The 24,982-nt window shown below is 74.5% G+C and carries 20 protein-coding genes; 13 read left to right on the forward strand and 7 right to left on the reverse strand.

Translation table 11 applies throughout. From position 1 onward, the window contains the following. The first annotated feature begins 145 nt into the window (after positions 1-145). Positions 146-1,843, forward strand: coding sequence for a protein kinase (locus tag ACFC0B_RS17680; protein ID WP_376086965.1), 1,698 nt, complete (start codon positions 146-148; stop codon positions 1,841-1,843). Between the two features lie 19 nt (positions 1,844-1,862). On the opposite strand, the gene ACFC0B_RS17685 is transcribed toward ACFC0B_RS17680, so the two are convergent. Next, entirely contained in the window at positions 1,863-2,951 is a 1,089-nt protein-coding gene (locus ACFC0B_RS17685) for a phosphotransferase enzyme family protein (RefSeq protein ID WP_376086726.1), read from the reverse strand. Between the two features lie 62 nt (positions 2,952-3,013). Next, on the reverse strand, positions 3,014-3,676 hold the full coding sequence (locus ACFC0B_RS17690; protein ID WP_350543164.1) for a response regulator transcription factor: 663 nt from the start codon (positions 3,674-3,676) through the stop codon (positions 3,014-3,016). 381 nt (positions 3,677-4,057) lie between these two features. Here ACFC0B_RS17690 and pdhA point away from each other — a divergent pair, with 381 nt between their 5' ends. The 5 genes from pdhA (at position 4,058) to ACFC0B_RS17715 (ending at position 10,564) form a co-directional block, all read left to right on the forward strand. Beyond that, on the forward strand, positions 4,058-5,212 hold the full coding sequence (pdhA, locus tag ACFC0B_RS17695) for a pyruvate dehydrogenase (acetyl-transferring) E1 component subunit alpha (protein ID WP_376086727.1): 1,155 nt from the start codon (positions 4,058-4,060) through the stop codon (positions 5,210-5,212). Beyond that, entirely contained in the window at positions 5,212-6,186 is a 975-nt protein-coding gene (locus tag ACFC0B_RS17700) for an alpha-ketoacid dehydrogenase subunit beta (protein ID WP_376086728.1), read from the forward strand. Before pdhA ends, ACFC0B_RS17700 begins: the two co-directional genes overlap by 1 nt. Positions 6,187-6,201: 15 nt before the next feature. Beyond that, positions 6,202-7,632: a dihydrolipoamide acetyltransferase family protein gene (locus ACFC0B_RS17705; protein ID WP_376086729.1), complete on the forward strand. Its 1,431-nt coding sequence runs from the start codon at positions 6,202-6,204 to the stop codon at positions 7,630-7,632. A 270-nt stretch (positions 7,633-7,902) separates the two neighbouring features. Then, on the forward strand, positions 7,903-9,138 hold the full coding sequence (locus ACFC0B_RS17710) for a M64 family metallopeptidase (protein WP_376086730.1): 1,236 nt from the start codon (positions 7,903-7,905) through the stop codon (positions 9,136-9,138). Positions 9,139-9,223: 85 nt separating this feature from the next. Further along, positions 9,224-10,564: a nitrate/nitrite transporter gene (locus ACFC0B_RS17715; RefSeq protein WP_376086731.1), complete on the forward strand. Its 1,341-nt coding sequence runs from the start codon at positions 9,224-9,226 to the stop codon at positions 10,562-10,564. A gap of 30 nt (positions 10,565-10,594) precedes the next feature. Here the strand turns inward: ACFC0B_RS17715 and ACFC0B_RS17720 are convergent, their stop codons facing one another. Beyond that, entirely contained in the window at positions 10,595-11,452 is an 858-nt protein-coding gene (locus ACFC0B_RS17720) for a Bro-N domain-containing protein (RefSeq protein ID WP_376086732.1), read from the reverse strand. Positions 11,453-11,602: 150 nt separating this feature from the next. Then, positions 11,603-12,424 carry a maleylpyruvate isomerase family mycothiol-dependent enzyme gene (locus tag ACFC0B_RS17725; protein WP_376086733.1) on the reverse strand — a complete coding sequence of 274 codons (822 nt, stop codon included), beginning with the start codon at positions 12,422-12,424 and terminating at the stop codon, positions 11,603-11,605. A 175-nt stretch (positions 12,425-12,599) separates the two neighbouring features. On the opposite strand from ACFC0B_RS17725, the gene ACFC0B_RS17730 reads away from it, so the two are divergent. The 3 genes from ACFC0B_RS17730 (at position 12,600) to ACFC0B_RS17740 (ending at position 15,417) form a co-directional block, all read left to right on the forward strand. Then, a complete protein-coding gene (locus ACFC0B_RS17730; RefSeq protein ID WP_376086734.1) occupies positions 12,600-13,397 on the forward strand; it encodes a carbon-nitrogen family hydrolase in 798 nt (265 codons plus the stop codon). 181 nt (positions 13,398-13,578) lie between these two features. Continuing rightward, on the forward strand, positions 13,579-14,652 hold the full coding sequence (locus ACFC0B_RS17735) for a GntR family transcriptional regulator (protein WP_376086735.1): 1,074 nt from the start codon (positions 13,579-13,581) through the stop codon (positions 14,650-14,652). A gap of 117 nt (positions 14,653-14,769) precedes the next feature. Then, a complete protein-coding gene (locus tag ACFC0B_RS17740; RefSeq protein ID WP_376086736.1) occupies positions 14,770-15,417 on the forward strand; it encodes a hypothetical protein in 648 nt (215 codons plus the stop codon). Between the two features lie 94 nt (positions 15,418-15,511). On the opposite strand, the gene ACFC0B_RS17745 is transcribed toward ACFC0B_RS17740, so the two are convergent. Continuing rightward, entirely contained in the window at positions 15,512-16,297 is a 786-nt protein-coding gene (locus ACFC0B_RS17745; RefSeq protein WP_376086737.1) for an SLATT domain-containing protein, read from the reverse strand. Positions 16,298-16,767: 470 nt separating this feature from the next. Here ACFC0B_RS17745 and purD point away from each other — a divergent pair, with 470 nt between their 5' ends. From purD to ACFC0B_RS17765, 4 genes are all read left to right on the forward strand, one after another. Beyond that, entirely contained in the window at positions 16,768-18,015 is a 1,248-nt protein-coding gene (purD, locus tag ACFC0B_RS17750; RefSeq protein ID WP_376086738.1) for a phosphoribosylamine--glycine ligase, read from the forward strand. Between the two features lie 622 nt (positions 18,016-18,637). After that, the gene (locus tag ACFC0B_RS17755) at positions 18,638-20,218 is read left to right on the forward strand and encodes a hypothetical protein (protein ID WP_376086739.1); all 1,581 of its coding nucleotides are present in this window, start codon (positions 18,638-18,640) and stop codon (positions 20,216-20,218) included. Positions 20,219-20,446: 228 nt separating this feature from the next. Then, positions 20,447-21,985, forward strand: a complete 1,539-nt coding sequence (locus ACFC0B_RS17760; protein WP_376086740.1) for a N,N-dimethylformamidase beta subunit family domain-containing protein — start codon at positions 20,447-20,449, stop codon at positions 21,983-21,985. A 120-nt stretch (positions 21,986-22,105) separates the two neighbouring features. Then, entirely contained in the window at positions 22,106-23,005 is a 900-nt protein-coding gene (locus tag ACFC0B_RS17765) for a phosphoribosylaminoimidazolesuccinocarboxamide synthase (RefSeq protein ID WP_376086741.1), read from the forward strand. Positions 23,006-23,041: 36 nt separating this feature from the next. Here the strand turns inward: ACFC0B_RS17765 and ACFC0B_RS17770 are convergent, their stop codons facing one another. Next, positions 23,042-23,674: a response regulator gene (locus ACFC0B_RS17770; protein ID WP_376086742.1), complete on the reverse strand. Its 633-nt coding sequence runs from the start codon at positions 23,672-23,674 to the stop codon at positions 23,042-23,044. Positions 23,675-23,700: 26 nt separating this feature from the next. Continuing rightward, positions 23,701-24,927: a sensor histidine kinase gene (locus ACFC0B_RS17775; protein ID WP_376086743.1), complete on the reverse strand. Its 1,227-nt coding sequence runs from the start codon at positions 24,925-24,927 to the stop codon at positions 23,701-23,703. Positions 24,928-24,982: the final 55 nt, after the last annotated feature.

Below are 24,982 nucleotides of genomic sequence, written 5' to 3' on the forward strand. Positions count from 1 at the left end.
GCACCGCGATCCGAGCGAAGGCCCGGGGCGAGGAGCGATGGCACAGACGCAGCATCCGGACGACGGCGACGGGGCCTGGGCGACCGGTCCGGCCGGTGGGGCCCCGAGGATGCCCGAGCCCGGTAGCGACGCCGCCACGACCGCGATGCCGCCGTACGGGGGCCCGCAGACCCCCGGCCGGGGCAGCGCGGCCCCGCTGGGCACGGTCGGCGACGGCCGCTACCGGCTGACCCACCGGCTCGGCCGGGGCGGCATGGCCGAGGTGCTGGCCGCCCAGGACGTCCGGCTCGGCCGGACCGTCGCGGTGAAGCTGCTCCGCGGCGAGCTGGCGCAGGACGAGATCGCCCGGCTGCGCTTCACCAGGGAGGCGCACGCCGTCGCGGCGCTCAACCACCACGCGATCGTCTCGGTGTACGACACCGGCGAGGAGTACGTCGGCGAGGAGTCGACGCCCTACATCGTGATGGAGCTGGTCGAGGGCCGGACCGTCCGCGAGCTGCTGGTCGACGAGGCGGCGCCGCCGGTCGACCAGGCGCTGATCATCATCGCCGGGGTACTGGAGGCGCTGGCCTACAGCCACCGGCACGGCATCGTGCACCGCGACATCAAGCCCGCCAACGTCATCATCACGAACAGCGGCGCGGTCAAGGTGATGGACTTCGGCATCGCCCGGGCGCTCACCGGCACCGCGTCGACGATGACCCAGACCGGCATGGTCATGGGCACCCCGCAGTACCTCTCGCCCGAGCAGGCGCTGGGCAAGCCGGTCGACCACCGCTCCGACCTGTACGCGGCCGGCTGCATGCTGTACGAACTGTTGGCGCTGCGCCCGCCGTTCACCGGTGACACCCCGCTGTCGGTGGTCTACCAGCACGTCCAGGACCAGCCGCTGCCGCCCTCGCAGGCCAATCCGCGGGTGCCGGCCGGGCTGGACCCGCTGGTGCTGCGCTCGCTGGCCAAGGACCCGGACGACCGGTTCCAGGACGCCGACGAGTTCCGCGCGCACATCGAGCACGCGCTGCGCGAGCTGACCGGCGGCACCGGCGGCTGGGCCGTCGGCGGCGCGGTCGGGCCGGTCGGCGGGGCGCTCCACGGCGGCGGGCTGCCGCCGGTCGGCGCGGACGAGACGGCGGTGCTCGGGGCGGGCGTCCCGGGCGACCCGACGACGGTGCTGCCCTACCAGGTCCCGGGCGGCCCGCACACGCCGTCCTCGCCCTACCCGGCGGCCGACGGCTCGTACGGGGGCGGCGACTCCGGCAGCGGGAACGGCGCCGGGCCGGGCGGCGCCCGGCGCGGGCCGTGGCGCTGGGTGGCCGGCATCGCGGCGGTGGTCGTCGCGGCCAGCACCGGTATCGCGCTGGCGCTCAGCGGCAGCGACGAGGGGGCGAAGGGGACGCCGAACGGCACCAGCCCGTCCTCCGGGGTGGTGTCGACGGCGCCGGAGACCACCGCGCCCAGCACCGGTGCGACCACGGCCCCGAACCCGACCGGCCAGAACTCCCGGCGCCCGCAGCAGCCGACCGACACCACCAACAACAACGGCGGCGGCAACCCGAACCAGCAGCCGAACCAGCCGACCGGCAAGCACAACACGCCGAGCCCGTCGGCGACGCCGAGCACGACCGGCAGCAAGTCGGCGACGCCGTCCGCGTCCGCGACCGGAGGGGCCACCGCCCCGGCGACCGGTACCCCGACCACGGGGACCGGCGGCGGCGCGACGACGCCCCCGGCCACGGCTCCGGCGACCAACCCGCCGGGCGGCGGCGGGACGACGCCGCCGGCGGGCGGGGGCGGGACGAAGCCGGCGCAGCCGACCGGCGGCGGCACGGCGGCGCCCAACTGAGCCGCGGGGGCGGCCGGGCTCAGTTGGCGAAGGCGTCCAGGACCTGCTCGTACTCCTGGCACCACCACGCCAACTGGCCCGCCGAGGCGGGGTAGAGCGGGTCGGCCCGGTGGTCGGCCCGCTGGTAGCGCCACTGGAGCATCCAGAAGTCGTTCAGCCGCTCCCACCAGACCCGGTGCGCCGCGGCGGCCAGGTGCTCGGCGGTGGCGGCGCCGGTGGCCCGGTAGGACTGTGACCAGTGCCGGACCCGGACGAGGTCCAGCACCCCGGTGGAGCGGTCGTTGAAGAGCAGGGTGGCCGCCCGGACGGCCTCCTCGGCGCGCGGCTGCGGGCCGAGCTTGTCCCAGTCCAGGACGGCCGCGATCCGCTCGCCGGAGTGCAGCAGGTTGAGCCCGTGGAAGTCGCCGTGGGTCCACCCGGTGGGCGGGGCGGCCTGCGCGAGGGGCCGGCGGTGGGCATGCTCGGCCAGCAGGTCCAACCGTTCGGTCAGCCGGCGCTCGACCAGGGCGTCCAGCTCGCCGTGCGGCTGGTGCTCGCGGGCCCGGCGGCGCAGCTCGCGGGCGAGCGCGGAGCTGTCCAGCGGGTCGGCGCTGCGGTAGCCGGAGGGTTGTGCGACGGGCGCGCAGACCTCGTCGAGCGCGCCGTGCAGCCGGCCGAGCAGCGCGCCCAGCTCGGTGCACTGCGACAGCGCCAGCTCGGTGCCGTGCCGGTGCCGGCCGTCCACCCAGGGGAAGAGGGCGAAGAGCCGGCCGCCGAAGGCCGCGATCGTGGCGGTCCGCCCGGCGAGGGCCAGCGGGGGCGCGACGGGCAGGCCCAGGGCGGCGAGCGCGCCCATCGCGCGGTGGTGGGCGGTGACCGCCTCGCGGCCGGCGGTCGCGGCGTCGACGTAGCACTTCAGGAAGTAGCCGCCGGCCTCGGTGGTGACCCGGTAGCCGCGGTTCAGCAGGCCTTCGGCGACGGGTTCGGCGGTGAGCAGGCGGCCCACCCGGTAGCGGCGCAGGACCTCGGCGAGCGCGGCGCGGGGGACGGGCGGGCTGAGCGTTCCTATCGGGGGAGCGGTGAGGTCGGGACGGGCTGGTGCAAGGGCGAGGGTCTGGCTGAAAGTCACAGCCAGAGGTTAGGACCTCTCGGCGGGGGTCCTTGACAGTTCTTCAGTTCTGTGCATCCGCCCTATCCGTGCTGGTGGTCCGCCTGGTGCCGGGCGACGAAGGCGGCCGCCTGGGTCCGGCGCTCCATCCCCATCTTCGCGAGCAGACTGGAAACGTAGTTCTTCACCGTCTTTTCGGCGAGGTGCAGCTCGTTGCCGATCTGACGATTGGTCATCCCTTCGCCGATCAGGTCCAGGATGCGGCGCTCCTGCTTGGTGAGCTGGGCGAGCCGTTCGTCCTCCTTCTCGCCGCCGTCCCGCAGCCGGGCCAGCACCCGGCTGGTGGCGACCGGGTCGAGCAGCGAGCGGCCGGCCGCGACGTCCCGGACGGCGGTGATCAGGTCGGTGCCGCGGATCGCCTTCAGCACGTAGCCGGAGGCGCCCGCCATGATCGAGTCGAACAGCGCCTCGTCGTCCGAGAACGAGGTCAGCATCAGGCACTTGATCTCCGGCAGCCGGGAGCGGATCTCCCGGCAGACCTCGACCCCGTTGCCGTCCGGCAGCCGGACGTCCAGGACCGCGACGTCGGGGTGGACGGCCGGGATCCGGGTCAGCGCCTCGGCGGCGGTGCCGGCCTCGCCGACCACCTCGATGTCGTCCTCGACCGAGAGGAGTTCGTGAACGCCCCTGCGGACCACCTCGTGGTCGTCCAGGAGGAATACCCTGATTTGTCCCTTGTCAGTCACGCGCAAAGCCTCCCATATCACCCTACAAAAGACCTTCCGCCCGCACCGGACCGGGGTCGCGATCCGGCCAGAGCGGTCGAAACCGATGCCGGTAACCCCCTTACGCCGGAGCCTTCGCCCGGATAACGTGCGCAGGTGTCCTGAAGGCGACCGAATTGAGAGCTGCGCCACACGCGCGTTTTGTAGACCCCGAACAAGTAGGACGTCCTAGCGCAGACGCGCGGGGGGCGGACGCTGGGTAACGTTCTCGTGAGGGACGCCGTCGGAACAGGATCACCACCTGCCCCGCAGATGGGAGCGCACACCCACGCGCGCCCCGCGAGGCGGTGACCGGACCGGTCACCGGCGACCCCGGGCGGCCGGACAGACCGAGGAGTGAACGTGACCGTCAAAAGCACGGCGAGGGCCCGCAAGAAGGCGGCCCCCGGCGTCCCTGACACCCTCCGCGCCACGGGTAAGGACGCCCAGCCGGAGCTCGTGCAGCTGCTCACCCCGGAAGGCGAGCGGGTCGAGCACCCGGACTTCCCGCTCACCGTGGAGCCGGACGAGCTTCGAGCCCTCTACCGTGACCTGGTGCTGGTGCGCCGGTTCGACGCGGAGGCCACCTCGCTGCAGCGCCAGGGCGAGCTGGGCCTGTGGGCCTCGCTGCTCGGCCAGGAGGCCGCCCAGGTCGGCTCCGGCCGCGCGATGCGGCCCGGCGACTACGCCTTCCCCACCTACCGCGAGCACGGCGTCGCCTGGTGCCGCGACGTCGACCCGCTGAACCTGCTCGGCATGTTCCGCGGCGTGAACCACGGCGGCTGGGACCCGAACGAGAAGAACTTCCACCTCTACACCATCGTGATCGGCGCGCAGACCCTGCACGCCACCGGCTACGCGATGGGCATCACCAAGGACGGCGCGGACGACGCGGTGATCGCGTACTTCGGCGACGGCGCCTCCAGCCAGGGCGACGTCAACGAGGCATTCACCTTCGCCTCGGTCTACAACGCCCCGGTGGTCTTCTTCTGCCAGAACAACCAGTGGGCGATCTCCGAGCCCACCACCACCCAGACCAAGATCCCGCTGTACCGCCGGGCCTCCGGCTTCGGCTTCCCGGGCATCCGGGTCGACGGCAACGACGTGCTGGCCTGCCTCGCGGTGACCCGCTGGGCCCTGGAGCACGCCCGCACCGGCAACGGCCCCGTGCTGATCGAGGCCTTCACCTACCGGATGGGCGCGCACACCACCTCCGACGACCCGACCCGCTACCGGCTCGCCGAGGAGACCGAGGCCTGGAAGGCCAAGGACCCGATCACCCGGCTCCGGGCCCTCCTGGAGAAGCAGGGCCTGGCCGACGAGGCGTTCTTCGCCGAGGTCGAGGCCGAGAGCGAGAAGCTCGGGCTGCGGGTGCGCGAGGGCGTGCGCGGCATGCCGGACCCGGACCCCACCCTGATCTTCGACCACGTCTACGCCGAGCCGCACGCGCTGGTCGATGAGGAACGGGCCGGGTACGTCGAGTACGCGGCCTCCTTCGAGGCGGGGGAGAACCTCTGATGGCCGGTCAGCTCAGCATCGCCAAGGCGCTCAACGACGCGCTGCGCAAGTCGCTGGAGAAGGACCCGAAGACCGTCCTGATGGGCGAGGACATCGGCAAGCTCGGCGGCGTCTTCCGGATCACCGACGGCCTGCAGAAGGACTTCGGCGAGGGCCGGGTGATCGACACCCCGCTCGCCGAGTCCGGCATCGTCGGCACCGCGATCGGCCTCGCGCTGCGCGGCTACCGCCCGGTCGTGGAGATCCAGTTCGACGGCTTCGTCTACCCGGCCTTCGACCAGATCGTCTCCCAGCTGGCCAAGATGCACGCCCGCGCGCTCGGGCACGTCAAGATGCCGGTCACCGTCCGCATCCCCTACGCGGGCGGCATCGGCGCGGTCGAGCACCACAGCGAGTCGCACGAGGCGTACTTCGCGCACACCGCCGGTCTGCGGGTGGTCTCCCCGTCCAACGCGCACGACGCGCACTGGATGCTGCGCCAGGCCATCGAGTCCGACGACCCGGTGATCTTCCTGGAGCCCAAGCGCCGCTACTGGGACAAGGGGGAGGTCGGCGACGCCGCCGACCTGGGCCTGCACGACGCCCGGATCGTGCGCCCCGGCACCGACGCCACGCTGATCGCCTACGGGCCGATGGTCAAGGTCTGCCTGGAGGCCGCCGCGGCCGCCGAGGAGGACGGCCGCCGGCTGGAGGTCGTCGACCTGCGCTCGCTCACCCCGGTCGACTTCGCGGCCCTGGAGGAGTCGCTGAAGCGGACCGGGCGCGGCATCGTCGTGCACGAGGCCCCGGTGTTCCTGGGCATGGGCGCCGAACTGGCCGCCCGGCTCACCGAGCGCTGCTTCTACCACCTGGAGGCACCGATCCTCCGGGTGGGCGGCTACTACGCGCCGTACCCGCCGTCCCGCGTCGAGGAGGCCTTCCTCCCCGACCTCGACCGCGTGCTCGACGCCGTCGACCGCGCTTTCGCGTACTGATCCCGGGGAGCGATGATGACCACCGAAGTTCGCTCGCTCCGCGAGTTCAAGATGCCGGACGTGGGGGAGGGCCTCACCGAGGCCGAGATCCTCAGCTGGTACGTCAAGCCCGGTGACACCGTCACCGACGGCCAGGTCGTCTGCGAGGTGGAGACCGCCAAGGCCGCCGTGGAGCTGCCGATCCCGTTCACCGGGACCGTCGAGCAGCTGTTCTTCCCGGAGGGCGCGACGGTCGACGTCGGCACCGTGATCATCTCGGTCGCGGTGGCCGGTGAGGCGGGGGCGCCCGCGGCTCCGGCCGCCGCCCCGGCACCCGCCGCCGCCCCGGCCGCCGACGCTGCCGCGGAGGCCGAGCCCGAGCGGCGCGAGGTGCTGGTCGGCTACGGCCCGCGGACCGGCGGCAGCCAGCGCCGGGCCCGCCGGACCACGGCCGCCGCGCCGGCCCCGGTCGCCGCGCCCGTCGCGGCCCCGGCTCCCGTTCCGGCTCCCGCGCCTGTCGCGGCGCCGGCCCCGGCCGTCGCGGTGGCCGGTGAGCGGCCGCTGGCGAAGCCGCCGGTGCGCAAGCTGGCCAAGGACCTCGGGATCGACCTGCGGGCCGTCACCCCGACCGGTCCGGACGGCGTGATCACCCGCGAGGACCTGCACGCCCACGCGGCGGCCGCCGCCGCCCCGGCCCCGGCCGAGGCCCCGGTCGTCGAGCGGGCCGCCGAACCGGCCGCCGCCCCCGTGGCCGTCCTCGGCGCGGGCGACGTCCGGGTGCCGATCAAGGGCGTCCGCAAGGCGACCGCGCAGGCGATGGTGGCCTCGGCCTTCACCGCCCCGCACGTCACCGAGTTCGTCCAGGTCGACGTCACCCGGACGATGAAGTTCGTCCGCCGCCTCAAGGAGAGCGGCGAGCTGGGCCGGGACGTCCGGGTCAGCCCGCTGCTGCTGGTCGCCAAGGCGCTGCTCACCGCGATCAAGCGCAACCCCGGGATCAACGCCCAGTGGGACGAGGCGGCCCAGGAGATCGTCATCAAGGGCCAGGTGAACCTCGGCATCGCCGCGGCCACCCCGCGCGGCCTGATCGTCCCCAACATCAAGGACGCGGGCGCGAAGACCCTCTCGGGCCTGGCGGTCTCGCTCGGCGAGCTGATCGACACCGCCCGCCAGGGGAAGACGGCGCCCGGCGACATGCAGGGCGGCACGGTCACGATCACCAACGTCGGCGTCTTCGGCGTCGACAGCGGCACCCCGATCCTCAACCCCGGCGAGGCGGCCATCCTCGCCTTCGGGGCGGTCCGGGAACTGCCGTGGGTGCACAAGGGCAAGGTCGTCCCGCGCCAGGTCACCACGCTGGCCCTGTCCTTCGACCACCGGCTGGTCGACGGCGAGCTGGGCTCCAAGGTGCTGGCCGACATCGCGGGCGTCCTGGAGTACCCGAAGCGGCTGATCACCTGGGGCTGAGCCGGTCCCGGCCACGAGGAAGGGGCCCTGCCTCCCGCACCGCCGTGCGGAGGCAGGGCCCCTTCGTCCTTCCTCCGTGACCTCGACGTCACCGATAGTCGCGATCATTCACATGATCTGACTCATAGGAATGACCGGTGAAGTGCTGGTCATTCGGCCAGACCGGTGACACTTTCGCCGTTCGGTGGGGGCGACACGCGGGACCGGGTACGTCTTCGCGTCCACCACCCGGGCGACGCCGGGTGACCGGAACGTCGAGGACGCACCCGTATGCCGCCTGGCAACCCTGGCCGGATCGTCCGGAGTCTGGCCGCGCTCGTGCTGGTGTCCACCGCCGTGCTCCCGGCCGCGCTCGAACTGGCCGGACCCCCGCCGTTCGGGGTGATCGGGCCCGGCGCCCCCGCCGACCGCGCGGTGCCGCCGCACACCGCGGTGCAGCGCGCCGACCTGCACGCCGCGGGGGAGGCCCCGACCGTCGACATACGGCGCACCGGGGACCCGGCCAACCGGATCACCCTGGTCCTGCTCGGCGACGGCTACGGCGCCGGGGAGCAGGACCTCTTCCGCGAGCAGGCGGACCGGGCCTGGCGCTCGCTGATGGACATCGAGCCGTTCCGCAGCTACCAGGGGTTCTTCAACATAAGGCGGGTCGAGGTGGTCTCCCCGGTCTCCGGCATCGCCGAGAGCGAGAACCGCGGCCGGCGCCCCGCCACCCCGCTCGGCATGCACTTCTGGTGCGAGGGCACCGCCCGGCTGCTCTGCGCCGACGAGGAGGCGACCGCCCGCTACGCCGGCCGTGGCGAGGGCCCGCAGTACCTCATCGCGCTCGCCAACTCCACCGAGTACGGCGGTGCCGGCGGCACCGGGGTGACCACCCTGGCCGGCGGCAGCCCGGACGCGGGGCGGATCATCCAGCACGAGATAGGGCACACCGTCGGGGACCTCGGCGACGAGTACGACAGCGCGCCGGACGACGCCGACTACCCCAACCTCTCCACCGACAACGCCGAGGAGATGCGCCGCAAGCAGACCAAGTGGTGGCGCTGGCTGGGCGCGGAGTCCCCGGACGGCGCCGGGGCGGTCGGCGCCTTCCGCAGCGCCAACGGCGTCTACCGGCCCACCCAGGACTCGGTGATGCGCACCCTCGGCGGGGCGTACAACCTGCCCTCGCGGGAGGCGATCATCGAGGAGATCTACCGGCGGGTCAGACCCACCGACGACCCGGCGCCGGCGCCCGGCGACGTCACCGGCCGCCCCCGGCTGGAGGTCCGGCCGCTCCCGCTGGCCGGCGCCCGGCAGCTGCGGGTGGACTGGACGGTGGACGGCGTCCCCGTCGAGCCGCAGGCGGCGGACCGCAGCTGGCTGGACACCGCGGGGCTGACGCTGGAGCCCGGGCACGGCGCGACCGTCACGGCGACCGTCCGGGACACCACCGACTGGGTCCGCGACGAGGCCTTCCGGGACCGCTACATGACGCGGTCGGTCTCCTGGACGGTGGTCGGCTGAGCGGCGCGCGGGGCGGACGGTTCGTGCCCGTCCTCCCGACCCCGCGCTAGGCGTTCAATGATGGGATGACTAATCTGGGGCCACTATGACCGTGGAGCCCGCCAGTTCAGCCCGCCCCCTGTCCGTCCCCGCTCCCCGTGCCGGCGCCGCCCCCGGTCCCGTGGCCGCCCACCCCCCGGGTGGGCGGGCCGCCTGGCTGGCCTGGTCCATCGGCGTCAGCGTCTACGTCCTGGCCGTCATCCACCGCACCAGCCTCGGCGTCGCCGGCCTGGACGCCGCCGACCGCTTCGGCATCGGCGCCTCCGCGCTCTCCACCTTCTCGATCCTCCAGGTCCTCGTCTACGCGGCCATGCAGATCCCGGTCGGCCTGCTGGTCGACCGGTTCGGACCGCGCCGGGTGCTGCTGACCGGCGTGGTGCTGCTCAGCGCCGGCCAGCTCGCCTTCGCCTTCTCCGATTCCTTCGGCCCCGCGCTCGCCTCCCGGGCCGTGCTCGGCTGCGGCGACGCCATGACCTTCATCAGCGTGCTGCGGATCGCCGCCCGCTGGTTCCCCGCCGCCAAGAACCCGCTGGTCGCCCAGCTGACCGGCCTGGCCGGCATGAGCGGCAACCTGGTCACCACCGTCGTCCTCGCCCAGGCCCTGCACAGCGAGGGCTGGACGCCCACCTTCACCGCCATCGCCCTGCTCGGCGTCGCCGTCTTCGCGCTCGTCGCGCTCTTCCTCCGGGAGGCGCCGGACGGTCCCGCGGCGGCGCCGGCGCCCGCCGCTCGGCCCCGGCCCGGCATCGCGCGCCAGGTGCGGGAGACCTGGCGGGAGCCGGGCACCCGGCTGGGGCTCTGGATCCACTTCACCACCCAGTTCCCGGGCAACGCCTTCGGCCTGCTCTGGGGCCTGCCCTACCTCGTCGAGGCCCAGGGCATGACCCGCGCCGCGGCCGGCGGCCTGCTCACCCTGCTGGTGCTCTCCAACATGAGCTTCGGCTTCCTCTTCGGCCGCGTCCTGTCCCGCACCGCCCGGGCCCGGATGCCCATCGTGCTCACCGTCATCGGCGCCACCGCGCTGCTGTGGGGAGTGGCGCTCGCCTGGCCCGGCGGCCACCCGCCGCTCTGGCTGCTGGTCGCGGTCGTCCTGGTGATGGGCAGCAACGGTCCCGCCTCGCTGGTCGGCCTCGACTACGCCCGCGCCCGCAACCCCGTCGAACGCCTCGGCACCGCCTCCGGCATCGTCAACATGGGCGGCTTCATCGGCACGATGATCACGCTCTTCGGCATCGGCGTCCTCCTGGACGCCCTCAGCCCGTCCGGCTCCGACAGCTACACGGCGAGCGCCTTCCGCTGGGCGTTCTGCTGGCAGTACGTGCCGCTGGCGGCGGGCACCCTGATGATCCTGCGGCTGCGGAAGAAGCTCGCGGCGGTGTCGGCGTAGGGCTTCCGACCTGCGGGAACGGGGTGGCCCTCAGAAATTCTGCGGGCCACCCCGTCCGGATCGGTTCCCGTACTCGTCCAGGAGCTCGGCGAACTGCAGAGGCGTCCCGCAGAGCCGGTGGATCAGACCGTGGTTCAACTCCGCGTACATCAGACCGTGATCACGCTCCGGCTCGGGAACGGGCTGGGACTGGGCCTCGTCCCGCATCCGGACGAGGTCCACGATGTGCAGCTTCGGGCAGCCCGGGACCACCCGGCTGCCCCGGATCCCGACGTGCTCCCCGCCCCGGCACTCGAAGTACGGCCCGAACGGTGGCCCGCTGTCGTCCGGCCCGGGGAGCCGGAGGACCATCTCGCCGTGGCGGCAGCCGACCGTGCCGTCGGAGTGGACGGTGAGGTCCGGCCAGTCCTCGTGCTCGATCCGCGCGACGACGTACACCTGCTGCCCGATCGCCTCGGTGAGCGTCTCCGCCATCCGCCGCTGCTGCGTCGGGATGTCGGTGTCCCCGCGTCGGACGGAGGGGAGGAGCTCCGCGGTGACCCACTCCTGGAACGGCCGAGCGGTCGGCTTGTTCGAGCGCATGATCAGTGCGTACAGGCCGGCCTCGCTGATCACGTTCAGGTAGGGGTTCCCGCGACTGTACAGTTTCTGACCTGCGGAAACGTCGTATGCCTGACTTTTGGTCAGGCATACGAGCCGCATATCCACCGTCCGAGTCCCATGGGAGTCCAGGTTCCTGCTCGCACGGCTCGCGCTCCCGCGCCCCAGCACCGTGCACACGTCCGCCGTGACGAACCACGGCTCGCCGTCGATCATGACGACCCTGATCGGCTGACCCGTGACCGGGAAGCTCGACCGGACCAGCACCATCGTCTGTTCGTCGTCCATCGGGACGCCCCTCCTTCTTCCGGGTGACACTGCCCGGATCAACGAGGCCGAACGGACGGAGCTACTGGTCCCAACCTGACGCACGGGAGCACGAGGCGCACTCGCCCGGCGTGCACGGTGCGTGTACGCCGGGCGGGTGATGGCCTGGGGCTACGGGGTGACGGAGAAGTTGGCCAGGACGCGGTCGGCCAGCTCCTTGTCGCCCTCGATCGTCACCGGGCCCGGGCGGCCGCGGCCGCAGGCGAGGCGGACGTAGGTCTCCCAGCCGAGGGTGAGCTGGACGTCGGGGGCGAGGCTGATGGACTCGTCGACGGTGCCGCGCCCGGCGGAGTCGACGCGCACGGTGCGCAGGAACTCGACGGGGCCGGTGACGTCGACGACCAGCGCGGTGCCCGCCGGGGCGCCGGCCCGGTGGGCGACGGCCTTCGGCAGGCCCTGCAGCAGGACGTCCCGGGTGACCAGTGCCGCGGGGGAGTCGAGGTTGCCGGGGACGCCGAGGGCGCGGCGCAGGTCCTGCTCGTGCACCCAGACGTCGAAGGCGCGCAGCCGCAGCAGCTCGTGGTACGGGATGTCGCGGCTCTGCGGGCCGGCCGGCCAACGGACCGGCTCGTTGGGCATCTGCTTGGCGTTCCGCAGCGCGCGGGAGCGCCGGATGATCGTGTACTCCAGCTCGCTGGTGATCTCCAGCGCAGTGTGGCAGCGGCGCTTGTCGACGGGCAGTTCGAGGTAGCGGGCGGCCTCGGTGGCGATGTGGCGCAGGTCGCGGGGGAGGGAGTGGATCGGGCGGGGGTCGCCGAGGAGCTCGGACTCGACGGCGATCACGTGCGAGACGATGTCGCGGACCGACCAGCCGGGGCACTCGGTGGCCCGGTTCCAGGAGCCCTCGGGCAGCGGGGTCACCAGCTCGGATATCGCCTCGATCGACTGGGTCCACGCCTCGGTGTAAGCCTGCACGGTCTGGTTGTCCGTCACGGGAATCTCCGGCCCTCCGTCAGCTGCCTTGCCACGCGTGCCCGCGGCTTCCTGGGTCGGCCGGGATGTCCCGGCTTCCCGGCGCACACGCTAACCGCACGTTACGCTGCCGGGTGAGAGCAGGGCAGCGCTTTCGGGTGACGATCGTAGGACTCTTGCCGTGGACGGTGGTACTGTGCGCGCTTCATTGATCCAACTCGCGGTCTCCGACGCCGAGCCCCCGGCCGAGCGGCGGGCCCGCGCGGCCGCGCTGGTGCGGGCGCAGCGGGGATCGGACCTGGTGGTCCTGCCCGAGCTGTGGCCGCTCGGCGGCTTCGCCTACAACCTCTGGTCGGACGGCGCGGAGGCGCTGGACGGGCCGACCTCGGACGCGATGGCGGCGGCCGCCCGGGCGGCGGGGGTCTGGCTGCACGCCGGTTCGATCGTCGAGCGCGATCCGGACGGGCCGATCTACAACACCTCGCTGCTGTTCGCCCCGGACGGTGAGCTGGTGCACACCTACCGCAAGATCCACCGCTTCGGCTTCGACAGCGGCGAGGCGGTGGTGATGGGCGCGGGGCAGGAGATCGTCACCGCGGCCACCGATGTCGGCACGCTGGGTCTGGCGACCTGCTACGACCTGCGGTTCCCGGAGCTGTTCCGGGCGCTGCTGGACGCGGGCGCGCAGGTGCTGGTGGTGCCGGCGGCCTGGCCGGAGCGGCGGCGGGAGCACTGGACCCTGCTGAACCGGGCGCGGGCGGTGGAGGAGCAGGCGTACGTGCTGGCCTGCAACACGGCGGGGACGCACGGCGGGGTCGAGCAGGCGGGCCACAGCATCGCGGTGGACCCGTGGGGCCGGGTGCTGGCCGAGGCGGGGGCCGGTGAGGAGGTGCTGACCGTGGAGTTCGATCCGGCGGAGGTGGTGAAGGCGCGCGCCGAGTTCCCGGTGCACCGGGACCGGCTGCTGGGGATCCCGGCGCCGGTGCAGCGCTGACGGGGGCCGTTCTCGGCAGCCGTTCTCGGCGGCCGGGCGCGCGGGGGCGCGCCGGGGCGTATGGGGGGCTTGTACACGTCGGTGTCCTTTTTGAGAAGATGAGCCTCCGTCGTGTTACCAGCCCGTACGTCGCCGGTCTGTCCCCGTCAGGCCGTCCAGCCCGCCCGAGGAGGTCGCGCGCATGTTCGGCACCGACGCGGGCGACACCCGTCCCGTGATCCAGCGCAACAGCCTGCGCGAGCAGATCGCCGGAGCGCTGCGCGAGGAGATGATGGCCGGCCGGCTGGCGGCCGGGCGGAACTTCACCGTCAAGGAGATCGCCGAGCTGTACGGGGTCTCGGCGACCCCGGCCCGGGAGGCCCTGGTCGACCTCTCCGCGCAGGGGCTGCTCCGGGCCGAGCACCACCGGGGCTTCACCGTTCCCGAGTTCGGCTGGGACGACTTCCGGGAGATCTTCGAGACCCGGGTGCTGATCACCGACAGCTACTACCGGCGGCTGGCCGTCGACCCCGGCCGGCCGGACGAGAGCCGGCTGACCTCGCTGCGCCGCCGGGCGGACGCGGCGGCGCGGGCGGCCCGGGCCGGGAACCTGGACGTCATGGTGGGCTGCGACCGCCGGTTCTGGCAGGAGGTCGGCGGGCTGATGGGCAACCGCCGGATGGCCGACTACCTGGACTGGCTGCGGGTGCAGTCGTGGATGTTCGCCGCGCGGTACCTGCGGTCGATGCCCCAGCTGGGCGGGGTCTGCTGGGACGGCCACCTGGACCTGGTGGAGGCGATCGAGGCGCGCGACGTGCCGCGCTCGCACCGGATCATCTGCGAGTACAACCTCTTCACCGTCGGGCTGCTGGCCGAGCTGGCGGGCGAGTCGGTGGAGACCGTGAAGGTGCTGCCGCTGCTGACCGGGCGCCCGCTCGGCACCCCGGCCGGACCGGACGCCGCGGCCGCGCCGCCCGACACCCCGGAGGACGCCGCGCCGGGGAAGGCCGGGGCGGGCCCCGGGCCCGGCGCCGTCGAGGCGACCCGCCCGGAGGAGCCCGCCCGACCGGTGGAACCGGGCCGTACGGCCGGCGGCGTCCAGGGCCGGGAACGCGAACTCGGCCGGGAGCTGGGCCGTGAACTGGGCCTGGGGCTCGGCCTGGTGCCGCAGCCGCGCTCGGTCCCGTACGGGCGGTACGGCCGTCGGCTGCCCGAGGCGCCGCCGGACCAGCTGCCCGGGGGCCGGCCCGATCCGTATCGCTCGCCGGGCCGGTAGGGTGGGCGGTCGTCCGTCCCGGTCGCGCCGCGTACCGGCCGTCCGGGCACCGACCCGCCCATCCGCCGTCCGCCGCCGTGCGGCCGGTTCCCCGCGTCCGGAGAGGAAGAGCCGGCCATGGCCTGCGACCTCTGGCTCGTCCCGCTGGTGGACGTGCTGAGCCACAGCCCCGACAACCCCTTCCGGGACGACCTCGCGCTCTACAACCAGGTGCTGGCCTCGCGCGGTCTGCCCGAGATGCCGGTCTACCGGTTCGTGCCGGGGCACAGCGGGGCGGTCGAGCCGATAGCCGCCTTCGACTACGACTCGCTGCACTTCCTGCGCCGGGCCTACCTGCTGGGCCTGACCGGTCTGGACATCACACCGGTGGACGCGCTCGGCGGCGACTACGAGCAGCTGCTGGAGATGTTCGAGAGCAGCGCCGAGCAGTCGCATCTGGTCTGGCACTTCGACCATGCCGGCGCGTACGTGCCGATCGAGTTCGCCGCCCCGCTGGTGGAGGAGTCGCTGCTCGCCTCGGGCGGCCCGCTCGGCTCCAGCCACGGGCTGCTGCGCGAGCTGCAGGCCGTCGCCCCGGCGCTGGGCATCGACCCGCTCGACCCGCCGGCGCCGACCCGGCCGCTCGGCCCGACCGGCCTGGAGCAGCCGTTCGGCCCGCCGCTGGACGACCTGCACCCGTTCGCGCGGGAGCGGCACGCCTGGGCGGGCCTGTACGCGGCGGCGACCCGGAGCCTGCACCAGGGCTCGATGATCGTCTTCGCCTGACCCGACCCGACCTGGCCCGGCCTGACTCGGCCCGCTCGACCCGACCCCCGGGCTCCGGGGGTCGGGGGCCGATCCCCGGTCCACCGCCGCCCGGCTACCGCAGCGGCCCCTCCGGCGGCCGCTGGCGCGGCATGGTGGGCCTGGTCCCCGGCGGCGGCAGCACCCGTACCTGGGCGCCGACGCCCGGCTCGCTGCGCCCGCCCCAGTTTCCGGCGACCTGGGTGGGCAGCTGGGTCATCCCGGCCCGGAACTCCAGCATCCACTCCGAGGTCTCGGTGCGGACCATGTCCGAGACGTCCTCGCAGAACCGCCGCAGCACCCCGAGGCACCGCTCGGCGGCCTCGCCCGCGGTGCCCTCGGTGGGGCCGAGCACCTCCCGGACGCACTCCGAGGCCCAGTCGAACTGGAAGGCCTCCAGGCGGCGCTGCAGCGCCTGGGCGGTGGAGACGTCGCGCATCCAGCCGGAGGTCAGGCCGAACACCCGGTCCGCGCCGTAGCAGGCGGCGGCGAGCGCCAGCCCGACGTAGCCCCAGCTGGTGGCGTTGTCGACGGTCCCGGTGAGGTCGACCAGCGGGGCGGTGACCCCGCCGACCGCGAAGCCGGCCGAGCCGAAGCGCAGCAGCCGCGCCCAGCGGCGCTTCCAGATCCGGTCCCGGCGGTACCACTCGACGGCCTCGACCGCCCGCTCCTCGGACCAGCGGTACAGCTCCTCCAGCCGCTCGGCGGGCTCGCCCCAGTCCCCCAGGGGGAACTGGCGGGTGCTCAGATCGGACCGGCGGCGGGTCGAGGCGCGGCGCGCCACGGTCGTGGCGGGCGGGTCCTCCTCGCCGATCTCCTTGCCCCAGGCACTCTCCTCGGGCTGCATTTCCGGCTGGCTCACCTGTGGGGCTCCCTGTGGCGGGCGGACTGCTGGTCTGGCTGGTTCCGACTCTGCGCGGACTGACGTGTCATCGGCCTGACGGCTCGTGAAACGCCGGGCAACGCGGCGGCCACACCGCCGTTCCCGGAGCGCGCTGGGTGCCCCGGTGCGGCGTCACCGGCGGCTGCCGGTAGTGGTCCAACAGCACTTCTTACCGCCAAATGGCTTACCGTGTGGGCGCTTCTCCAATGATCGTTACCGGATTCGGCCACCGGATCCCGAGGTGGGAGGGTTGCGGCGGTCGGCGGAATTTCACCCGTCCGAGCGAGGGCGCGGTGACCCGCTGTCCTGACCCGGGCACCGTGTGATGATCGTCGGGCCCCGGAGTCGGAGGATCCTCCGAGGCCGTGCGTGCACCGGCCGCCCACGGCTGTCCCTTCCTACGGGACCGGAGAGCGGCCGGAACCGGCCACCGGCTACCCTTGCGCAGCGTGAAGGTCCTCGTCATCGGCGGCGGCGCCCGCGAACACGCCCTGTGCCGCTCTCTGTCCCAAGATCCCGCCGTGACCGAGCTGCACTGCGCCCCGGGCAACGCCGGGATCGCGCAGGTGGCGACGGTCCACCCGGTCGACCAGCTGGACGGCGCGCGGGTCACCGCGCTCGCCCGCGGGCTCGGCGTCGAACTGGTCGTGGTCGGCCCGGAGGCCCCGCTGGTCGCGGGCGTCGCCGACGCCGTGCGCGCGGCCGGCATCGCGGTGTTCGGCCCGTCGGCCGAAGCCGCCCTGCTGGAAGGCTCCAAGGCCTTCGCCAAGGACGTGATGGCCGCCGCCGGCGTGCCCACCGCCCGCTCCTACGTCTGCACCACCCCCGCCGAGGCCGCCGAGGCGCTGGACGCCTTCGGCGCCCCGTACGTGGTCAAGGACGACGGCCTGGCCGCCGGCAAGGGCGTCGTCGTCACCTCCGACCGCGAGGAGGCGCTGGCCCACGCCGCCGCCTGCGAGCAGGTGGTGATCGAGGAGTACCTGGACGGCCCCGAGGTCTCGCTCTTCGCGATCACCGACGGCAGCACCGTGCTGCCGCTCCAGCCGGCCCAGGACTTCAAGCGCGCCCTGGACGGCGACCAGGGCCCGAACACCGGCGGCATGGGCGCCTACTCGCCGCTGCCCTGGGCGCCCGAGGGGCTGGTCGAGGAGGTCCTGGCGACCGTCCTGCAGCCGACCGTGGACGAGCTGCGCCGCCGCGGCACCCCGTTCTCCGGGCTGCTCTACGCCGGCCTGGCGCTGACCTCGCGCGGCACCCGGGTGATCGAGTTCAACGCCCGCTTCGGCGACCCGGAGACCCAGGTCGTGCTGGCCCGGCTGCGCACCCCGCTGGCCGACGTCCTGCACGCCTCGGCGACCGGCACGCTGGACCAGCTGGAGCCGCTGCGCTGGGACGAGGGCGCCGCGGTCACCGTGGTGATCGCCGCCGAGGGCTACCCGGCGGCGCCGCGCACCGGTGACCCGATCGAGGGCCTGGCCGAGGCGGAGGCCGCCGACGGCACCGCGTACGTGCTGCACGCCGGGACGAAGGCGGCCGAGGACGGCCGGGTGCTGAGCGCCGGCGGCCGGGTGCTGTCGGTCACCGCGACCGGGGCCGGGCTCGCCGAGGCGCGCGAGCGGGCCTACCGGGCGGTGGAGCGGATCTCCCTGGCCGGTGGCCAGCACCGCGGGGACATCGCGCTGAAGGCCGCGCAGTAGCCCCCGCGCACCCCCTCCTCCACCCCGGGCCCCCGGCGAGCGATCCGCGCGCCGGGGGCCCGGGCGTTCGCCGCCCCGCGGGCGACCCCCGGTGTGTCCCGCGAGCCCCGTGGGCCCTGTTGGACAACCCCCATGGACGCAGCGCCGTCCGGCGTTTCGGGCACCGGCGGGGCCGGAGCGGCTTCCGGAACCGGCGCACCGTTCGGCGCCCGGAATCCAGCCCATCGAGTGACAGCGCCCGCATCCGGCTGACGTAACCGGGCGCCCGGCCTTATGGTGCGCTGGACCACGGCGTCACAGGTCGGGCCGCTTCCGCCCGCCGCCGGGTAGCCGCGGTCGCGCGGGGGGATGCTGGACGGCGTCCGGCCGGACCGGACACGCCCGGGCCGTCCGGGGCCGCCCCGGGCGGTCGTCCGGAATCCGGGCGGCGTCACCGGGACGAGTGGAACCGGGGCGATCCGGAACACCCACCCGGACACCGGCGTCGAAAATGTCAGAAGCGCCACGCAGCATGACGACCGGGGCTCGGCCGCCTCCGCTTCCCGGTCGGAACTGTTCGTTTCGAATCGGCTCAGGGGCCCGCACCGGGCGCCCGAGGGCTCCGAAGGGGGTGCCGCACCGTATGGCCGCTGTCGACACCGCGCGCGCTCACGCCCAGGCGGTCCTGCGGATCCGAGGACTCGCCCTGGCTGCCGCCGCGCTGCCCGCCGCCGCCGCGGTGGTCCTGCTCGCCGGCCGGTTCACCGGCCGGATCGGCGCCCCCGGCTCCTCCGACGCCGCCGGCTGGGACCTCGCCCGCTGGACCGTCTGCGCGGTGGCCGCGCTCACCCTGCTGGTGGCCGCCGCGGCCGCCCGCGGGTACCGCCGGGCCGTCCCGCCGCAGACCCCGGCCGTACCGCTCGGCCGCGCCCAGGCACCCGAGCTGTACCGGCTGATCGAGGACCTGGCCGACCGGCTGGACGTCCCCGCGCCCTCCGCCGTCGCGCTCACCCCGGACTGCGACAGCTGGCTGGAGGACGTCCCCGCGCCCCGGCCCCGCCGCCGCGCCCGCGCCCACGGCGACGCCCCGCCCGCGCCGGTCCTGGTGATCGGCTCGCCCTTCCTCTGGTGGATGCGGGCCGGCGAGCTGCGCGCCCTGCTCGCCCCGGTGGTGGCCGGCACCGCGGCCGCCGCCGACCCGGAGATCGCCGCCGCCCGCCGCTTCCTGCGCGCCCTCGACGCCAGCCTGGACGCCGGCTCCGCCCCCGGCCCGGCCGGCGCCCCCGGCCCGGGCGAGCCGCGCCCGCCCCGGCGCCGCCCGGCCGCGCTCACCGAGCGGATCACCGAACGGATCACCCGCCGGCTGCTGGGCGCCTGCCGCGAGCACGCCGCCGAGCTGGAGCGGTCCGTCGCCGGCTGGGCCTCCGAGCAGGCCCGCGGCGTCGACTACGGCCTGCGGATCGCCGCCCAGGAGCAGGTCGGCCTCGCCTACGCGGGCTGGGACCGGCTGCTCACCCGGGTCGCGCTGCCCGCCTGGCGGCTCGGCCGGCACCCCGCGCACCTCAACGCGGGCGTGGTCGCCGCGCTCACCGAACTGTCCCGGCGCGACCGGCTGGCCGACGGCTACGGCAGCCGGCTCGCCGACCGCCCCGCCTGCGACCTGCTGGAGGAGCCCGGCGCGGTGGACGCCGCGGTCTCCCGGCTCGCCGCCGAGCTGTTCTTCGGCGCGCCCGCCTCCGGCGGCTGGCGCGAGCTGGAGTGGTCCGACTACCCGGCCGACGTGGTGGACGCCGGCTGGCGGGCCCGCGCCGCCGCCCTGCAGTCCGCCCTCGACCTGCTCGCCCCGCAGGCCCGCCCCGGCGCCCCGACGCTGACCCGGCTGCTGGGCCGGCTCGCCGACGGGGACGGCGAGCGGCTGGCCGCCGCCCTCGTCGCCCGGCCGGCCGGCACCGGCGCACCCGCGCCGCTGCTCGAACCGGTCCGCACCGGGCGGGACGTGCTGGTCGACCACGTCACCGCGATGGTCTGCTGCGCCGCCGTCGACACCGCGGGAGCCGTCCCCGGTCTCGACTGGCTGGACGGCCCGGTGCTGCTGCTCGGCGGGGTCCGCCGCACCGACCTCGCCGAACCGGTCGCCCAGGCCGTCGAACAGGGCCAGGACGGCCCGCTGCGGGCCTGGCTGGACGCCGCCGACGTCCGGTCGGAGAAGCCCGTCCGGCTCTGACCGGCGCCCTTCGGAGGGGCGCGAAGCCCACCCGTGAGCGCCCCCGGCCGCACCGGCCGCCCCGGGTCTTCGCAGGCCGGAGGCCCTCCCCGCGCAGGCCCGGAAGATTCCCGCCACCAGTTGCTACCGTGGGGTGACGCAGCGCCATCACGGTGTGGTGTATTAGTCCGCACGCACATCCGGGAGGCACATGCCACCCCGGCGGAGGTGCACCTGGGAGGGGCGCGCGTGGGGACCGAACTCAACCGCCGCTGGGAGTCCGGGACGCACGCGCACAGCGTCTCCGACCCCTTCGGCCAGGGCCCGCTGCCCTGGCTGCGCAGCCCCGACCAGTACCTCGCCGGCACCGAGGGCGACGTCCCCTGGTACGTCTCGGTGGACGCCCCCGGGCAGCGCCCGCTGGCCGCCGGGGTGCGCGGCAAGCCCGCGGTCGGCACCCCGCTGAGCGCCAACGACGAGGAACAGCAGATCAAGGGCTTCGCCTCGGCCGGCGTGGTCCGCCCCGGCGGCTCGGTGGACCTGCGGGTCACCGTCAACCCGCCCCGGGAGTTCACCGTCGACGTCTTCCGGATCGGCCACTACGCGGGCGACGGCGCCCACCACATGACCTCCAGCCCGCTGATCGCCGGCATGGTCCAGCCGGCCCCGATGGTGGTCGGCCGGACCGTCTCCTGCCACCACTGGTGGCACACCTGGCGGCTGCAGATCCCGCAGCACTGGCGGCCCGGCGCGTACGTCGCGGTGCTCACCACCGCCGACATGCTGCACCGCAGCCACATCCCCTTCACCGTGCGCGACTTCGCGGACCAGACCCGCGCCGCCGAACTGCTGCTGGTCGTCCCCGACGTCACCTGGCAGGCGTACAACCTCTTCCCGGAGGACGGCCGCAGCGGCGCCAGCCTCTACCACGCCTGGGACGGCGGCCGACTGGTCGGCGAGACCGAGGCGGCCGTCACCGTCTCCTTCGACCGCCCGCACGCCACCGCCGGGCTCCCGCTGCACGTCGGCCACGCCTACGACTTCATCCGCTGGGCCGAGCGCTACGGCTACGACCTCTCCTACGCCACCGCCACCGACCTGCACGCCGGGCTGGTCGACGCCTCCCGGCACAGGGCGCTGGTCTTCCCCGGCCACGACGAGTACTGGTCCGAGCCGATGCGCCGCGCCGTCGAAAGGGCCCGGGACGGCGGCACCTCGCTGGTCTTCCTCTCCGCCAACACCATGTACTGGCGGGTCGAGCTGAGCCCCGGACCCTCCGGCGAGCCCAACCGGATGCTCAACTGCCGCAAGCGCCAGAAGGTCCGCCCCGACAACCCGGCCGCCGGGGCGCCCGGCGCCGCCAGCGCGCTGTGGCGCGACGCCGGCGAGCCGGAGCAGCACCTGCTCGGCGTCCAGTACTCCGGCCGGGTCGCCACCGCCGTCCCGCTCGTCGCCCGGCACACCGCGCACTGGTTCTGGGCCGGCACCGGCCTCCACGAGGGCGACGGGCTGCCCGGACTGGTGGCCGGCGAGGCGGACCGCTACTACCCCAAGGTCGCCCTGCCCGGGCACACCGAGCGGGTGCTGCTCGCCCACTCCCCGTACCAGGATCCGGCCGGGCGCACCCGCTACCAGGAGACCTCGCTCTACCGGGCGCCCAGCGGCGCCTACGTGTTCGCCGCCGGCACCTTCGCCTGGTCGCCCGCGCTGGACCGCCCGGGGCTCACCGACGAGCGGATCCAGCGCGCCACCGCCAACCTGCTGGACCGGCTCTGCAAGAACGGCTGAACGGCCTCGACGACGGGCCCTCGGACCGGCCCCGGCGGGCGGTCGTGACAGACTCGACCCCAGTGACCTCCCCTTTCGCGCCGCACCGCCCGCGAACGACCCCTGAGGACTGAGACGACCTTGAGCGGATTTGTCACCAAGCCCGAGCCGGTCCAGGTACCCGGCCTGGTCCACCTGCACACCGGCAAGGTGCGCGACCTGTACCGCACCGAGTCGGGTGACCTCGTGATGGTCGCCAGCGACCGCACGTCCGCCTACGACTGGGTGCTGCCCAACGAGATCCCGGACAAGGGCCGCATCCTCACCCAGCTCTCGCTGTGGTGGTTCGAGCGGATCGCGGACCTCGTGCCCAACCACGTGATCTCCACCGAGGTCCCGGCCGGCGCCCCGGCCGACTGGAAGGGCCGCACCCTGATCTGCCGCAGCCTGGACATGGTCCCGGTCGAGTGCGTGGCCCGCGGCTACCTGGCCGGCTCCGGCCTGGAGGAGTACCGCGACTCCCGCACCGTCTGCGGCATCGCCCTGCCCGAGGGCCTGGACGACGGCTCCGAGCTGCCCGCGCCGGTCTACACCCCGGCGCTCAAGGCCGAGGTCGGCGAGCACGACGAGAACGTCCCCTACGAGGAGACCGCCCGCCGGATCGGCGCCGAGCTGGCCGCCCAGCTGCGCCAGACCACCCTGGCCGTCTACTCCCGGGCCCGGGACATCGCCCGCGAGCGGGGCATCATCCTGGCCGACACCAAGTTCGAGTTCGGCCTGCTGGACGGCGAGCTGGTGATCGGCGACGAGGTGCTGACCCCGGACTCCTCGCGGTTCTGGCCGGCCGACCAGTGGGAGCCGGGCCACCCGCAGCCCTCCTTCGACAAGCAGATCATCCGCGACTGGCTGACCTCCCCGGCCTCCGGCTGGGACCGCCGCGGCGAGCAGCCGCCGCCGGAGCTGCCGGCCGAGGTGGTCGAGAAGGTCCGCGCCAAGTACGTCGAGGCCTACGAGCGGCTGACCGGCCTCAGCTGGGCCTGAGCCGGAGGGCGGCGCGGGCGCCCGCGGGCACGGCGGTCAGATCCAGCCGTGCTCGCGGGCGACCCGCACCGCCGCGTGCCGGTTCTCCGCGCCCAGCTTGGCGGCGGCCGCGGACAGGTAGTTGCGGACGGTGCCCTGGGAGAGCGAGGCCCGCTCGGCGATCTCGGCGATCGAGGTGCCGTCCGCGGCGAGTTCCAGCACGTCCGTCTCGCGCGGGGTCAGCGGGCTGTCCCCGGCGGCTATCGCGTCCGCCGCCAGCTCCGGGTCCACGTACCGGCCGCCGGCCCGGACGGTCCGGATGATCCCGGCGAGGTCGGCCGCCGAGACCGTCTTCGGCAGGAAGCCCCGGATGCCGACCTCCAGGGCCCGCTTCAGGTAGCCCGGGCGGCCGTGGCCGGTGACGATCATGCAGCGGCAGTCCGGCAGCAGCGCGCGCAGCCTGGTGGCCACCTCGATGCCGTCCAGTCCGGGCATCTGCAGGTCGAGCACCGCGATGTCCGGCCGGTGCGCCTGGGCCATGGCCACCGCCTCCGGGCCGGAGGCGGCCTGGGCGACCACCGTGATGTCGTCCTCCAGCGAGAGCAGCGCGGCCAGCGCGCCGCGGATCAGGTGCTCGTCGTCGGCGAGCAGGACGCGGACGGGCGCGGTGTCGGGCGCGGTGTCGGTCATCGGCGGGGCCTTCCGTGCGGTGGTTCTCAGAGCGGGACGCTGGCGAGCAGCCGGAAGCTGCCGGGCGCGGCCTCCGGGAGGCTCAGCTCGCCGTCGTGGGCGGCGAGCCGCTCGCGCAGTCCGCGCAGACCGGTGCCGCTTCCCTGGGAGGGCAGCGGCACGGCGGGCACCCCGTCATTCTCCAGCTCCAGCACCGCCCGGCCGTCCTCCCGGCGCAGCCGGATCGCGCAGCGGCCCGCCTCGCTGTGCCGCAGGACGTTGGTGGTGGCCTCGCGGATCACCCAGCCGAGCACCGACTGGACCGGGGCGGGCAGCCGGTCGGCGTCCTCGCCGAGGTCGATCTCGCAGGCCACGTCGGCGGAGCGGAGCACCGCGCGGGCGCCGATCGCCTCCGCGTGCAGGTCCGCCGTGCGGTAGCCGCGGACCACGTCGCGGACCTCGCGCTGGGACTCCTGGGCGATCTGCTGGACCTCGGCCATCTGGTCGGCGGCCTCCGGGCGGCCGCGCCGGGCGAGCTGGACGGCCAGCTCGCTCTTGAGCGCGATGGTGGTGAGGTTGCGGCCCATCACGTCGTGCAGGTCGCGGGAGAACCGCAGCCGCTCCTCGGCGACGGCCAGCCGGGCCTGGGCCTCGCGGGCGGCGTCCAGCTCCCAGACCACCGACTGGAGCCAGGCGAAGCTGCGGCAGCTGGACCCGACGAAGAGCATCACCAGCGCGCTGCCGGTCACGAGCCCGAGGCACGTTCCCGGGGTGGCGCCGGTCAGCAGCATCGCGGGGAGGACGGCCAGCAGGCCGACGGTCCCGGCGAGGGCCGCCCGGCGCGGGGGCAGTCCGACCGAGGCCGGGCCGAAGGCGGAGAACAGGACGGTGGTGGCGAGCGGGAGGGTGAAGACCACGGACTCCGTGTCGGAGGTGGCGCCGACCCGGGGGCCGAGCAGCAGCACCGCCCAGCAGCCGGCCACCGCGATGCCGCCGTTGAGGGCGAGCCAGCGCAGGTGGTCGGTGGGCCGCTTCAGGTAGTGGTCCAGCGAGGTGCGGTAGGCCCGCAGGGTGACCAGGGTCTGGGCGAACCCGAGCACCAGGGCGACCCGGGCGGCCGGGTGGGTGCGGTAGTCCGGGTCGGACGTGTTGATCAGCAGTCCGATCGGCAGCGGGGCGAGCGCCATCAGGTAGAGCGACCAGCGGAGGTAGAGCTCGGAACGCTGGGGCTTGGAGTAGCCCTTCCACGCGCGCACCGGATTCGTGACGCCCATCTGTCCTGCTCCCCGTTCGACCATGATCGTGCTGCTGCCTTCCTATCAGAGGTGG

The organism is Kitasatospora sp. NPDC056184 (assembly GCF_042268405.1).
Taxonomy (GTDB): Bacteria; Actinomycetota; Actinomycetes; order Streptomycetales; family Streptomycetaceae; genus Kitasatospora.